The sequence below is a fragment of the Amycolatopsis sp. FDAARGOS 1241 genome, assembly GCF_016889705.1.
Taxonomy (GTDB): domain Bacteria; phylum Actinomycetota; class Actinomycetes; order Mycobacteriales; family Pseudonocardiaceae; genus Amycolatopsis.
On the sequence record NZ_CP069526.1, the window covers coordinates 7,727,550 to 7,740,883 of the forward strand.

At 70.1% G+C, this 13,334-nt stretch carries 9 protein-coding genes; 1 reads left to right on the forward strand and 8 read right to left on the reverse strand.

What is annotated here, in order from left to right; translation table 11 throughout:
- Nucleotides 1-16 precede the first annotated feature (16 nt).
- From I6J71_RS37585 to I6J71_RS37620, 8 genes are all read right to left on the reverse strand, one after another.
- A complete protein-coding gene (locus I6J71_RS37585) occupies nucleotides 17-682 on the reverse strand; it encodes a GntR family transcriptional regulator (protein WP_204091202.1) in 666 nt (221 codons plus the stop codon).
- Entirely contained in the window at nucleotides 679-2,832 is a 2,154-nt protein-coding gene (locus tag I6J71_RS37590; protein ID WP_204091203.1) for an alpha-galactosidase, read from the reverse strand. Before I6J71_RS37590 ends, I6J71_RS37585 begins: the two co-directional genes overlap by 4 nt.
- Nucleotides 2,833-2,859: 27 nt before the next feature.
- Nucleotides 2,860-4,221, reverse strand: coding sequence for a sugar ABC transporter substrate-binding protein (locus I6J71_RS37595; protein WP_204091204.1), 1,362 nt, complete (start codon nucleotides 4,219-4,221; stop codon nucleotides 2,860-2,862).
- Nucleotides 4,222-4,285: 64 nt separating this feature from the next.
- On the reverse strand, nucleotides 4,286-5,257 hold the full coding sequence (locus I6J71_RS37600; RefSeq protein WP_204091205.1) for an alpha/beta fold hydrolase: 972 nt from the start codon (nucleotides 5,255-5,257) through the stop codon (nucleotides 4,286-4,288).
- On the reverse strand, nucleotides 5,251-7,626 hold the full coding sequence (locus I6J71_RS37605) for a glycoside hydrolase N-terminal domain-containing protein (protein ID WP_204091206.1): 2,376 nt from the start codon (nucleotides 7,624-7,626) through the stop codon (nucleotides 5,251-5,253). Before I6J71_RS37605 ends, I6J71_RS37600 begins: the two co-directional genes overlap by 7 nt.
- A gap of 7 nt (nucleotides 7,627-7,633) precedes the next feature.
- Nucleotides 7,634-8,548: a carbohydrate ABC transporter permease gene (locus I6J71_RS37610; protein ID WP_204091207.1), complete on the reverse strand. Its 915-nt coding sequence runs from the start codon at nucleotides 8,546-8,548 to the stop codon at nucleotides 7,634-7,636.
- A gap of 10 nt (nucleotides 8,549-8,558) precedes the next feature.
- Entirely contained in the window at nucleotides 8,559-9,464 is a 906-nt protein-coding gene (locus I6J71_RS37615) for a carbohydrate ABC transporter permease (RefSeq protein ID WP_204091208.1), read from the reverse strand.
- Between the two features lie 79 nt (nucleotides 9,465-9,543).
- On the reverse strand, nucleotides 9,544-11,634 hold the full coding sequence (locus tag I6J71_RS37620) for a fibronectin type III domain-containing protein (RefSeq protein ID WP_204091209.1): 2,091 nt from the start codon (nucleotides 11,632-11,634) through the stop codon (nucleotides 9,544-9,546).
- Between the two features lie 503 nt (nucleotides 11,635-12,137).
- Here I6J71_RS37620 and I6J71_RS37625 point away from each other — a divergent pair.
- Complete coding sequence (locus I6J71_RS37625; protein ID WP_204091210.1) at nucleotides 12,138-13,298, forward strand: AAA family ATPase; 1,161 nt, start codon at nucleotides 12,138-12,140, stop codon at nucleotides 13,296-13,298.
- Nucleotides 13,299-13,334 lie beyond the last annotated feature (36 nt).

Sequence of the window (13,334 nt, forward strand, 5' to 3'; positions counted from 1 at the left end):
TCCCGGGGAGCCCCGTTCACATCCGCGACAGCAACCGGTCGCGCGCCACTTCCAGGTGCGCGGCCATCGCCTTGCGCGAAGCCGCGGCGCGGCCGGCCATGAGCGCTTCGACGATTTCCCGGTGCTCCGAGATCGTCTGCTCACCGAAGGGCTGGCTGTAGTTGAGCCGGAAGAAGTGCAGGTGGCAGTGGGTGCGCGCGAACGCCTGCGCCACCGCCGCGTTGCCCGCGATGTGCAGCACCAGCTCGTGCAGCCGGGCGTCGTGCGCGGTGAGGGCTTTGTAGTCGCGGTACGCGTCGCGGGCCGGCGCCGCCGGGCACGTGGCCAGTTCGGCCTCCAGCGCCGCGACGTGCGCGTCGGACATCGCCTTCGCGGCCAGCGCGGCGCTCGGCGGCTCCAGCAACAGCCGTAGCGCGTACACGTCGTCGACTTCGCCCCGCGACAGCAGCTCGGTCACGCGGTAACCCCGCAACGGCAGGCGGCTCACCAGTTCCTCGGATTCCAGGCGCGCCAGCGCTTCCCGCACCGGCGTGCCCGACACCCTCAGCTCGCGCGCGATCTCGTCGATGTTCACGCGCGCGCCGGGCGCGATGCCGTCGTTCATGATCAGTGCGCGCAGCTGCTCGTACACGCCATCGGCGAGCACCTGCCGGGCCGGCATCGCCTGGAACCCAGGTGTCACGAGCGATCCACAGTGGACAGATCCAGCAGCAGCGCCTGCCCCGGGTCCAGCACCGGCATCGGCACGCCCGCCACGCCCAGCACCGCACCCGGTAGCTCCACCGGCCCCGCGAGCGCCCGCGTAAACCATTCCGGCGCGGCCACCTCGCGCAACGATGGCAGCCCGGCCTCGGCGCGCACCCGCACGCGATAGGTCCGCGCCGGGTCCAGCCCCGGCAACCGCACGCGCCCAGGCTGACCCGCCGCACCCGTCGTCAGCCGGGCCCAGCAGAACACCGCGCGATCGTCCGACACCACGCCGTGCAAGTACGCGTCGTCGTCGGGCAGATCGGCGCGGACGACCCGGCCGTGGTGCAGCAGCGGCCGCAGTTCCTTGTACAACCCGGCCCACGCCGTGAACGCTGCCAGCTCCGCCGGCGAGTTGCGCGTGAGGTCCGCTTCGATGCCGGCGTGCCCGAACAATGCCGTGACCAGCCGGAACGACAGGTCCGTCTTCCGCGCGGTCGTGTGGCTGCGCTCGGCCCCGACGTGCGAGCCGATCACCTCCGGCGGGATCAGCTGCCCGGTCCAGCGCTGGATCGCCTGCCGTTCCACCGGGTCGAGGCAGTCCGACGCCCACACGCGGTCGGTCCGGGCCAGGATCCCGAGGTCGACGCGCCCGCCGCCGCTCGCGCAGCTCTCGATCTCCAGCCGCGGGTGGCGTTCACGCAGTTCGTCGAGCAACCGGTACAGCGCAAGCGTTTGCGCCCGCGTCCCCGCCCGGCCCGTCACGCGGTCGACGGCCTCGTGCAGTTCGCGGTTGTGGTCCCACTTCAAGTAGTCGACGCCGTACTCACCCACCAGCGCGTCGAGCGATTCCAGCAAGTACGCATACGCTTCGGGCCGGGCGAGGTTCAGCGCGTACTGGTTGCGGGACGACGCTCCCAGCTCCTCCGGACCCAGCACCCACGACGGGTGCTCCCGAGCCAGGTCGGAGTCCAGGTTCACCATCTCCGGCTCGACCCACAGGCCGAATTCCATCCCCAGCGCGTGCACGCGCTCCACCATGGGTGTCAGCCCGCGCGGCCAGACCTCCCGGTCGACGGTCCAGTCGCCGAGGCCCGCGGTGTCGTCGCGGCGGCCGCGGAACCAGCCGTCGTCGAGCACGACCCGCTCCACCCCGACCTTCGCACCCAGCTCCGTGAGCTCCAGCAGCCGGTCGAGGTCGTGCTCGAAGTACACGGCCTCCCACGTGTTCAACGTCAACGGCCGCGGCTCGCCGGTGTGCGCCGCCCGCTCGCGGTGGTAGGCGTGGAAGCGCGCGGCGAGCCCGTCGAGCCCCGCGTCCGACCACGCGAAGCACACCACCGGCGCCACGTACGACTCACCCGCCGCCAGCCGGACCTCCCCCGGCCGCAGCAGTTCCCCGCCGCCGAGCACGCTCGCGTGCACCCCGGCGCCTTCGGGCAGCCGCTCGGCGAACCACTTCTGGTCACCGCTCCACGCCACGTGCATCGCCCACACCTCACCGGCGGCGAAGGAGAACCCGGGCTCGCCGACCGTCAGCAGGTACGGCGAGTCCGCGCCCGGTTTGCCGCGCCGGACCTCACGCACGTGGCCGCCGTACGCGAGCGGAATGCGCTGCGGGCTGCGTTCGCGGCACCACTTACCCGTGAAGTCCAGCACTTCCGTCGCCCGCCGCGGGAGTGGCAGCGCGGCCACGACCCCGGCGAGGTCGTACCGGCCGTCGCCCTCCCGCCGCGTGACGGTCGTCGCGACCTCCAGCACTCCCGACGGCGTCAGCCGGTAGGTCAGCTCCACGTCCAGCCCGGACGCCACGTCGGTGAGCTCCAGCGTCACCGTGTTCACGTCGTGGCGAAAACCGCTCAACACTGGCCGCGGCACCGCACCCCGGCCGGCGACGTGGCCCGACACCGCCGGGGTGCCGGACCACGTGTCCGCTTCGGCGGGCCACACGGAGAACGCGCGGGGCACGTCGGGCGCGTTGTTGAGCACCGCGGCCCCGGCGGTCAGCCGCAGGGCCTCGGCGTCCGCTTCGGACAGTTCGCCGAGATCGGCGCCCCAGTGCAGCACCCGTGGCACCGGGTGGGCGAGTTCCACGGCGAAACTCGTCCCGCCGGCGCGCAGGCCGACCACCGAAGGGCTGGGCATGTCGTCACTCCTGACTCCCGGCGCGCCCTAGCTCTTGGCGAGCAGGGCAACGCTCTGCTTCTGCATCTCGGGGAACACGTCGTCACCCCGGTTGTGCGCGTAGAACGACTCCAGCAGCGGCTCTTCCGTGGCCTGCACGGCGGCGCCGTTGGCGTAGACCTCGGCCGGGTAGAGCGTGCCGTTCTTCAGCATCGTGGTGAACACCGACAGGTCCACGCCCTGTGTCTTCATGGCCGCGGTGGCCGCGTCCATCGAAGCCGGGATCGACGGGAAGAAGGTGCCGGTCTTCGACGCGGCCGTCTGGCACTCCTGCGAACCCATGTACGAGACCCACTTCCAGGTCAGGTCGGCGTTCTTGGTGCCGGCCCAGATCGTGTTGCCATTGGAGTTCGACGTCAGCGCCCGGGTCTTGCCGTCCGGCCCCGCGGGCGGCGCGGCGATCCCGATCTTGACCCCCGGCAGCTTCGCGAAGCTCGGGGCGGACCAGGAACCCGAGAGCTCCATCGCGACCTTGCCCGAGCCGACGAGATCCGCGTCACTGACAGTGGATTGGCCACCGCCGGTGGTGAAGGTGCCGATCTTCGGCGCCAGGCCGCGGTCGGTGAGCGTGCGGATGTAGTTCGCGGTCTTGATGAACCGCGGGTCGTCGTAGTTGAACTTCGTCGGCCACTCCGGCTTGTCGCCCAGGCGCCAACCGAGCGCCGAGGAGAACGCGCTGAAGGTCACCTGGCCGATGAAGTCCTTCGCGGCGAGCTGGCCCATGCCGTAGGTCGCGACGTTGTTCTTGTCGAAGCCCGGCTGGTCACCGCGCACGCCTTTCTTGTCGACGGTCAGGTGCGCGACCATCTTGTCGAACGTGCCGCCGTCGTCGGGGTTCCAGCTCAGGTTCTGCACGTCGGCGGCGGTGTAACCGGCCTTCGTGAGCGCGTCGGTGTTGTAATACAACCCGGCCGCGGCCCAGTCGAGCGGCAGGCCGTACTGCTTGCCGTCGGTGTACTTCCACGAATCGACGCCCACGGAGAACTTCTTGAGGTCGAAGTTGTCCTTCTTGAGATAGTCGTCCAGCGGCAGCAACTGGTGCTGGCTCGCGTACGCCTGCAGGAACTGCACGCTGTCCTGGAACGCGTCGGGCGCGGTGCCCGCGACGAATCCGGCGGTGAGCTTCGTGAAGTAGTCGGCCACGGTGTACTGCGAGATCTTCACCGTGACACCGGGATTGGCCTTCTGGAAGTTGTCGGCGCACACCTGGTAGGCGGCGGCCTGGTGGTCGTCCCAGGTCCACCAGTTGACGGTGTTGCCGCCGGCGTTCGACGAGCCGCCGCCGCATGCGGCCAGCACGGCTCCGAGGGCCGCCACCAGGCCGGCGGCGGCGAGAGTGCGGATCTTCATGGGTATTTCCTCGCTTCCGCGCCACGAAGGCGCTCGTCCACTCCACTGTGGATAAGAAATCTCTTCAGCTGCCCGGTTTCAGCAGCGGCTCGAACGCGGCGAGCGCGTTCTCGAGGTCCTGTCCCCCGCCCGCTTCGTGGCCGTTGTACTCCCACACGTCAAGGTTCTTCGGCCCCCGATAAGCGTTGTAGGCACCGAAAACCGTCGATGGCGGCACGACGTCGTCCATCAGGCCGACGGAGAAGTGGGCCGGGGCGAGCGCCCGGCTCGCGAAGCCGATTCCGTCGAAGTAGGACAGCACCTCGAACGTCCGCGCGACCTCGTGCCGTTGTGCGGCGAGGTAGCCGGCGAGTTCGGTGTAGGGCGCTTTCCCCGCGATCAGCGAGGCGCGCCGGAAGTCGCACAGGAACGGGGCTTGCGCGTACAGGGCCGCGACGTCGGGCACGAGCGCCGCTGCGGCCAGCGCGATGCCACCGCCCTGGCTGTTGCCCGCCACCGCCACCCGGTCGGGGTCGACAACGTCGAGCACCCGCACGGCTGCCACGGCCCGCGCCGCGTCGGTGAACACGCGGCGGTAGAAGTACGTCTCCCGGCTTTCGATCCCCCGCGTCAGGAACCCGGGGAACGCCGGCCCGCTGCCGACGGGGTCGCCGGTCGTGCCGCCCGCGTGCGCACCGCCCTGACCCCGCACGTCCACCTGCAGCTGCGCATACCCGGCGGAAGGCCAGAGCAGCTCCTCGACCGCACTGCCGCGGCCACTGCCGTAGCCGTGGAACTGCACGACCGCGGCCAGCGGGCGCGGCTGTCCCTTCGGCACGCGCAGCCACGCGTGGATCGGGTGCCCGCCGAAACCGGCGTAGGTCACCTCGAACACGTCGAGCGTCCGCAACGGCGTCTCGACCGGTGTCACCGTCACGGCGAGGTCGTGCTCGTCCGCATCGGCGAGGGTTTCAAGCCAGAAACCGTCGAAGTCCTCGGGCGCCTGGTACGCGCTCGTGTAGGTGCGCAGCTGCGCGAGCGGCAGGTCGGTCAGCATCCGCGATCACCGTCCACCTGGGACACTTCGCCGACGGCCAGCCGAAGCTTCGCATTGCCACCGGGCCACCGCACCACGACTTCGTCACCCGGATCGCCGGACACTCGCGTCACGGCCGCCGAGACGAACTTCCCCGCGCGCCACTCGACGTCGACCGACAGTCCGCCGCGAGCGCGCAGGCCCCGAGCCGAGCCGTCGGGCCAGGCCGCCGGGAGCGCGGGCAGCAGGTCGAGCGCCCCGGTGTGGCTCTGCACCACGAGTTCCGCGAGCCCCGCCGGGAAGCCGTAGTTGCCGTCGAGCTGGCACGGCGGGTGCGTGCTGAACAGGTTGGGCAGCAGGCCGCCCCATTCCGAGCCGTCGACGGGTGCGTCGCGGTGGCGGTCACCGGTGAACGGCCGCGCCGCCTCCAGCAGCAGCGAACGCGCCGTGTCACCGTCGCCGAGCCGGGCGCGCAAGGCGATCTTCCACGCCCACGACCAGCCCATTGCCCCCGGTCCGCGGCGGTCCAGCAGCGCGGTCGCCGCGTCGCCGAGTTCGGTGCCCGCCGTGATCTCGCCCAGCGGGTACACGGATACGAGTTGCGACAGGTGCCGGTGCTTCGGATCGTGCTCGGGGTGGTCCTCCGCCCATTCGGCCAGCCAGCCGCCGGCCGTCACGCGCGGCGGCCGCAGGCGCGGCAGCGCGGCCGTGATCTCGGCGGTCACCGGGTGGTCGAGGCCCAGCGCGTCCGCGGCCGCCAGGGTGCGGCTGAAGACCGCGCGGATCAGCGCCATGTCCATCGAGACGGACCAGGTCAGCGATTCGGGTTCGCCCGCTTCGGAGAGGAACAGGTTCTCCGGCGACGTCGACGGGATCGTGTCGAGGAACCCGTCCGGGCCCGCGGTGAGCCAGTCGAGGCAGAATTCGGCGCAGCCGCGCAGCAGCGGCCAGGCCGTGTCACGCAGGAACTCGCGATCGCGCGTGAAGTCGTAGTGGTCCCAGGCGTGCTGGACGAGCCACGCCCCGCCCATCTGCCACAGCGCCCACGACGGGTTGCCGTGCCCCATGCCGACGGGCAACGCCCAGCCCCACGGATCGGTGTTGTGGTGCGTGACCCAGCCGCGGGCGCCGTACAGCTCACGCGCTACGTCGGCTCCGGTCGCCGAGAGCTTGCCCAGCAGGTCGAACAGCGGACGGTGGCACTCGCCCAGGCCGGTGGTCTCGGCGGCCCAGTAGTTCATCTCGGTGTTGATGTTCACCGTGTAATTCGACGACCACGCCGGGCGCAGCTCTTCGTTCCAGATGCCCTGCAGGTTGGCCGGCGGTGCGCCGGGCCGGCTCGAGGCGGCGAGCAAGTACCGGCCGTAGGCGAACAGCACCGTCGTGATGAGCTGTTCGTCCTTTCCGGACAGGACGTCGGCGGCGACGTCGTACGTGCCGGTGCGCTCGTGACCGATCTGCAGGCTCGCCGCCGACAGCAGTGGCCGCAGGTCGGCCTCGTGCGCGCGCAGCAACCCGTCGGCGCCGGTGATCAACGCGGCGGTGGCGGTTCCAGCCGCCTGGGCCTGATGGCGTTCACGCGAACGCGGCGCCGAGCCGGTCCAGACGTCGGCCGCGTTGGTGGAGCTGGCAACGGCGATCAGCAGGCACGTGGCGCCGACGACGTCGAGCCGTCCGTCCACCACGGACGCCGAGCCGTCGGTGTCGATCCGCAGGGACAGCGCGCCGAACGGGTCGTAGCCGGGCAGGGCACGCTCGGCGTACCGCAACGGTTCGGCGACTTCCGATTCGTGCTTCGGCGCGCCGTCCACGGGCAGTTCGATGCCGAGCGTGATCCCGGTGCGGTCGGCGAGCCGCGCGACCTCGCGCAGCGGCGTGGTCAGCGCCAGGCCGAGATCCACCGGTGTGGATGCCGTCAGCAACACCACGACAGCGCCCGCAGGCCGGCTCGCCCAGACCGCACGGTCCACAGTAGACCCACCGATCGTGAGCCGTTCCGTGACCACCCCGTTGGCGAGGTTGAGCGTCCGGCCGTGGCTCGCCCCGTCGGGCAGCGTGAGCCACAGCTCGCCCCACGGCAGGAACTCCTGGCTGTAGGGGCCTTCGAACGACATCAGCAGCGCTTCGGCTCGCCGGTAGTCCCGTGCCCGCACGGCTTCGCGCACCTCGGCGAGCCGCCGCGGACCGGCGCCGGCGGCGACCACGTCGGCCAGCGCGGCCCCCGGGCCCGCGGGCGTACCAGACCACACCGTGGCGTCGTTGAGCTGCACGCGGCTGCGCCCGGCACCGCCGAACACCATCGCGCCGAGCCGGCCGTTGCCGACGGGGCACGCCTCGGTCCACTCGGCTACGGGCGCCGGCCAGAACAGGCAGAGGTCTTCGCTGGTCACTTTCATCTCACTTCAGCCCGGTGAACCCGATGGAGTTCACGATCCGCTTGCCGAACACCACGAACACGAGCAGCATCGGCAGCGCGGCGACGAGCGTCGCGGCCATCAGGCCCGACCAGTCGAGCGCTTCCTGCGGCGACGACTGCTTGAACACCGCCAGCGCGAGCGTCAGCGGACTCGTCGACTGGTCCGTGGACACGAGCAGCGGCCAGAAGTAGTCGTTCCAGGTGTTGATGAACGTCAGCAGTGCGAGCGTCGCGATCGGCGCCGAGCACATCGGCAGCACGATCCGGAAGCACACGCGCAGCGGCCCGGCACCGTCGATGATCGCGGCCTCCTCGATCTCCGTCGAGAGCCCGAGCATGAACTGGCGCAGGAAGAAGATGTTGAACGCCGAGAAGAACGCGTTGGGCAGCACGAGCCCCGCGAACGAGTTCAGCAGCCCCAGGTCCTTCACCAGCACGAAGTTCGGCAGCAGCGTGAGCACCTGCGGCACCATCAGCGCCGTGAGCAGGATCGAAAACACCGCGTTGCGGCCGCGCCACTGCAGCCGCGCGAACGCGTAGGCGGCGATCGAGGAGAAGAACACGGTGCACACGGTGAGCAGGGCCGCGTAGACGATCGAGTTGCGCAGCGCCATCGTCAGCCCGAGCGACGCGCCGGAACCGCCCTGCGCCACGGCTTCCGCCGGCGACGCGAGCCCCAGCGCGCGCTTGAACGCACCGAACGTGAAGTCCACGGGGAAGAACGACGACGGGTCGGTGGAGAGCGCGTAGTTGTTGGACAGCGCGGTGCGCAGCATCCAGTAGAACGGGAAGATCGTGACCAGCAGGATGAGCACGACGTAGGCCCACGCGATGATGCGCCCCGGCGAGACGTGCTTGCGCGCGCGGGCGGGCGCCGGTCGAGTCAGCGTAACCATGTCCCCTGCCCTAGTTCGTGTCGGATTCGTTGGCCCGCGCGAGGCGCAGCTGGGTGAACGTGATGGCGATCAGCAGCACGAACAGCGCCAGGGACATCGTGGCCGCGTACCCGAAGTCGAACTGTTTGAAGGCCTTGTTGTAGATGTACATCTGCAGCACGTTCGACGCGTTGGCCGGGCCGCCCTGCGTGGTCACGGCGACGATGTCGAAGATCTGGAACGCGCTGATCACCGTGAGGATCACGACCATCACCAGGATCGGGCGCAGCAGCGGGAGCGTGAGGCGGCGGATCATCTGGATCTCGCTCGCGCCGTCGATGCGGCCGGCCTCGTAGACCGTGGGCGGGATCGTCTGCAGGCCCGCGAAGATGAGCACCGAGTTGTAGCCCATGGACTTCCACACGTTGATCGCCGCGAGCGTCGGCACGGCCCAGCCGCCGGAGCCGAGGAACAGCACGGGGTGGCCGAAGACCTTGGTGATGAGCACGTTGAGGATGCCCAGGCTCGGGTCGAGCATCAGCGACCAGGTGAGCGCCGTGACCACGCCGGAGATGAGGAAAGGCAGGATCATCAGGCCGCGCACGGTCGTCGACGCGGCGAGCCGGTGCAGCACCACGGCCGTGATGAGCGACACGAGCATGCCCAGTGCCACCGACAGCACCACGAAGTAGACCGTGACGAGCAGCGACTGCCAGAACACGCCGTCGCCGATCAGCTCGGCGAAATTGCCCAGCCCGATCCACTTCGGATCGGTGAGCACGTGGAACTCGGTGAAACTGAGGTAGATGCCGCGCAACGTCGGGTAGGCGAAGAACACGCCGAACCCGGCGATCGCGGGCAGCACGAGCAGCCACGCGATCTTCGCGTCGTGGCGGTGGGCGGCACCGCCGGGCCGGGTCGGGCGAGGTCTGTCCACCCGGGACGCCGTGGTGGCGCCTCGCGGGCGAAGGCTGTTTTCGGGCGTGGTCACCACCACGGCGTCGTCCTGGGTTCCGCTAGACGGTGAGCTGGTCGATGTCGAAAACGCTGTCGCTCGGGTTGCCGAAGACGACCTGGTTGTTGCCGGCCATCAGGTAGATCGGCACCGTGATCGTCTGCGCGGTGTTCCAGTCGTTGTCGTTCGTGCCCGGCACGGGCAGGCGGAACGAGCTGCCGTTGACCGTGACCACGGCCGAGCGGCTGGTGTCACCGTCGACGTAGCCGAGCTTCACCAGGTAGGTGCCCTCGGAGACGACCTTGATGTTGTTCATCGTGAGCAGGCCGGATCCACCGACGTACCCGACCTTCTTGCCACCGGAGCAGGCGCAGTCGTACACGGTCGCGCCGCCGCCGGGGCTGCCGTTCTCCGCCTCGTACACGACCGGGCCCGAGGCCGCGGGTGTCACGTAGGACACCGGCGTGCTGGCGGCGGAGCGGCGGCCGGTCCGGTCGTAGCCGACCACTGTGAACTCGTACGACGTCGAGGGCTTGAGCCCGCTGACGGTCGTGCTGGTGCCGGTGGCCGAAGCGACCTTGCGGCCGCCGGCGAACACGTCGTAGCCGCTCACCGGGGCGAGTTTGCTCGCCGAGGCGTCCCAGGCCAGCGAAACGCTGGTGGGCGTCGACGCGGTGCCGTGGACGACGGCCGGAGCCGAGACCTGCACGGGGTTCACCGGGGTGAGGCGCAGCAGCTTCGACCCGTGCACGGGCAGGGTCGCAGTGAAGGAACCGTTGGTGAGGCCCAGTTCCTGGTGCCTCCACAGGTCGCGGGCCTTCGCCGCGCCGGTGAGGCCGAAGTCGCCGAAGTTCGCGGTGACGGACGCCGGGGCCGAGCCGAGGTTGAACAGCGCGACGGTGTAGCTGCCGTCGGCGTTGCGGGCGTACCAAACCTGCTGGTCACTCTTCTGGCTCACCGGCTTGGCCGGGTTGCCGGCCTGGTCGACGGCGATGACCTCGTCGTTGGTGAGCAGCTTGGTGCCGTAGTCGTCGAGCTGCGTGAGGTCGTCACCCAGGTAGAGCGGCGCGGCCTCGATGGCCCACAGCGTCATGTAGCTCTGGCGCTCGGCCTCGGTGATCCCGTCCATCTTGCCGCTGCCGACGTCGAGGGAGTCGAGGTTGTTCCAGTGGCCCGGACCGGCGTCGGGGATGTACTGGACCACGTCGTTCCAGCGGCCCTTCACCGAGTTGGTCCACGTGACGAGGGTGTCGCAGTAGCACTCGACGTCGGTGTCCACGCGCCAGCCGTTGGAGTTGTTCCGCCACACGTCCATCTGCGTGTGTGAGAGCGACCACGAGAGCACGAACTGGATCGGGCGCCCGGTCTTCTTCAGGGCCGCCGACCAGGCCTTCACGTCGGCGGTGTTGTCGTGCGCGTCGCCGCCGCGGAAGGAGCCCGGGCCGACGCCGTCGAGCTTCAGGAAGTCGACACCCCAACTCGCGAGCACGTCGGCCTCGGACTGGATGTAGGCCTGGGCGCAGGGCGTGGCGAAGTTGATCTGGTACGACTGGTTGTCCCAGCCGGACGTCTGGCGCAGGTCGGGGTAGACGATGTCGCGCGTGTGGCAGTCGGTGGTGCCGTAGATCGGCGAGTTGCCGTCGTTGTAGGCCTTGAGGTCCAAGCCGACGGCGAGGTAGGAGCCGAGCTTGAGGCCCTTCTTGTGCACGTAGTCCGCGACGTAGGCCATGCCGTCGGGGAACTTCTTCGCGTCCACGACCGGGCGGGCGTACTGGTCGAAGGAACCGAGCCAGCCGGCGTCGATGTTCACGTACTCGTAGCCGTGCTGCTTGAACTTGGCTGCCAGGATGTCGGCCTGCTGCAGCACGTGGGCTTCGGTGAGCCAGCTCGCGCCGCCGGTGGGGTTCACCCCGGGGTAGTTCGTGGACTCGAGGCTCCAGCTGCTCCAGCCCAAGTACGGCTTCTGGGCGAGCTGGGTCGTGTTCTGTGCGGTGGGGTTCTGGGGGGCGGCGTTCTCCGCCGGGGTGGGAGCCGCCGGGGCGGCGGTGGCCGGGATCTGGATCGCCGAAAGCGTCAGCACCGAGGCGGCGATCCCGGTGAGGACGGCGAACTTCCGCCTCCCGGCTCTGCCCGATGTTGGCCTGACAACCATGACCGCTCCTTCGAGGTCGGACCTTGGCACCGGACGGCCCGCGCGCCGCCCGGCGTTCCTGCTGACGTCAGCCCGGTCGCGCCGGTGCCTCAGTCGCTCTTGGCGTCGGATTCCCCCCGCAGACATCGGAGGTCCTGACGTGAAATGACGCTCGTTGACGGGCTCGGCTCACCAGCGGGTCCGAGGTCACGGAGGTGACGGCTACCCGTTACCCGAGGCGGGATCACGAGCTTTCGGTCTGCTGCCACCACAGACACCTCTTCCGAACCGCAGATCCTATAGGATATGTGAACCGAGATTCTCACCTCGCGTTTCGACAGTGTCAACGAGGTCGCGAACAAAGATCTGACGAATCCGCGCTGGAGTCCAGTGGCCGCGAACACGGGCAGAATTAATTTCGCGACTGAGCGTGAGACGCGCTGGTGAGCGCATCCGCCCCGGACGGCTTCGTAGTCTCGATCGTTATCTGACTTCCTGTCGGTGGGCGGCGCTAGCGTCGGGGTGTGCTGAGGACACTGGCCGTCGAGAACTACCGCTCGCTGCGCGACCTCGTGCTGCCGCTTTCGCAGCTGACCGTGGTGACCGGCGCGAACGGCAGCGGCAAGTCGAGCCTGTACCGCGCGTTGCGGCTGCTGGCCGGCGCCGCGCGCAACGGCGCCGTCGCCGCGCTGGCGCGTGAGGGTGGGCTGCCGTCCACGCTGTGGGCAGGCCCGGAGGCGATCGGGCGCGCGGTGCGGTCCGGGCGGTCGCCGGTGCAGGGCACGGTCCGGAAGCAGGCCGTCGGGCTGCGGCTGGGGTTCGCGGGCGACGACTTCGGTTACGCGCTGGACCTCGGGCTGCCGATCCCGTCGCCGTCGCTGTTCTCGCTCGACCCCGAGGTCAAGCGCGAGTGCGTGTGGAGCGGCCCGGCGTTGACGCCGCGGGGCTTGCTGGCCGACCGGGCCGGGCCCACCGTGCGCACGCGCGACGCGAACGGCGCCTGGTCCGACGACCCCCACTCGATCGGGTTGACCGACAGCGTGCTGAGCGAGTTCGCCGACCCGCGCACCACACCGGAGCTGCTGCTCGTGCGCGAGCGGATCCGTTCGTGGCGCTTCTACGACCAGTTCCGCACGGACGCGAGCGCGCCGGCCCGCGAATCGCGCATCGGCACCCGCACCCCCGTCCTCGACCACGACGGCGGGGACCTCGCCGCGGCCCTGTGCACGATCCAGGAATCCGGCGACGCGACCGCACTGGCCTCGGCCGTGGACGACGCGTTCCCACGCGCCACCGTCGAGGTGACCGCGACGGACGGGCGCTTCGAGCTGCGCTTCCACCAGCACGGCTTGCTGCGTCCGCTGGCCGCCGCTGAACTGTCCGACGGGACGCTGCGCTACCTCCTGTGGGTCGCCGCGCTGCTCTCGCCCCGGCCACCGGAGCTGCTCGTGCTGAACGAACCCGAGACCAGCCTGCACCCCGACCTGCTGCCGGCGCTGGCCGCGCTGATCACGGCGGCGGCGCGCAAGACGCAGCTCGTGGTGGTCTCGCATTCGCAGGTTCTCGTGCGGGCCCTGGAAGGCACGGGTGCCACGTTGCTGGAGCTGGAGAAGGACTTCGGCGCGACCGTCCTTTCCGGACAGGGCCGGCTCGACCGGCCCTCGTGGCACTGGCCGAAACGCTGACCGAGCCGGGGCGGGCCGCATCGCCCGGGAACAGCG

Bases quoted from the DNA above. Each gene is read 5' to 3' on its own strand.
- I6J71_RS37610 (WP_204091207.1), bottom strand. From the start codon at position 8,548: ATGGTTACGCTGACTCGACCGGCGCCCGCCCGCGCGCGCAAGCACGTC.
- I6J71_RS37600 (WP_204091205.1), bottom strand. From the start codon at position 5,257: ATGCTGACCGACCTGCCGCTCGCGCAGCTGCGCACCTACACGAGCGCG.
- I6J71_RS37595 (WP_204091204.1), bottom strand. From the start codon at position 4,221: ATGAAGATCCGCACTCTCGCCGCCGCCGGCCTGGTGGCGGCCCTCGGA.
- I6J71_RS37590 (WP_204091203.1), bottom strand. From the start codon at position 2,832: ATGCCCAGCCCTTCGGTGGTCGGCCTGCGCGCCGGCGGGACGAGTTTC.
- I6J71_RS37620 (WP_204091209.1), bottom strand. From the start codon at position 11,634: ATGGTTGTCAGGCCAACATCGGGCAGAGCCGGGAGGCGGAAGTTCGCC.